This window comes from Mycobacterium sp. UM_Kg1, assembly GCF_000972925.1.
GTDB lineage: Bacteria > Actinomycetota > Actinomycetes > Mycobacteriales > Mycobacteriaceae > Mycobacterium > Mycobacterium hiberniae.
This window is the reverse complement of sequence record NZ_JRMK01000381.1, coordinates 1-257: the sequence shown is the minus strand read 5'-3', so window position 1 is coordinate 257 and position 257 is coordinate 1. Positions and strand designations below refer to the sequence as shown.

The following is a 257-nucleotide window of genomic DNA, read 5'->3' as shown; positions in this document are numbered from 1 at the left end:
AAGCGTGGTGCTGGTGAGGAAGCCGGTGGGGCGGATTATCAGACGATCACCTATGAGGGGTATGGGCCTAATGGGGTGGCGGTGTTGATCGAGTGTTTGACCGATAACCGCAATCGTGCTGCCAGTGAGGTGCGGGTGGCGATGACGCGCAATGGTGGGGCGATGGCCGATCCGGGGTCGGTGGCGTATCTGTTCAGTCGTAAGGGCACGGTGACCTTGGATAAGAACGGGTTGTCCGAGGATGACGTGTTGGCGGC

At 60.3% G+C, this 257-nt stretch carries 1 protein-coding gene; it reads left to right on the top strand.

Features of this window, described 5'->3' with window-relative positions:
- The coding region (locus LI92_RS21620; RefSeq protein ID WP_046322759.1) for a YebC/PmpR family DNA-binding transcriptional regulator at positions 1-257 on the top strand (257 nt) is incomplete at both ends.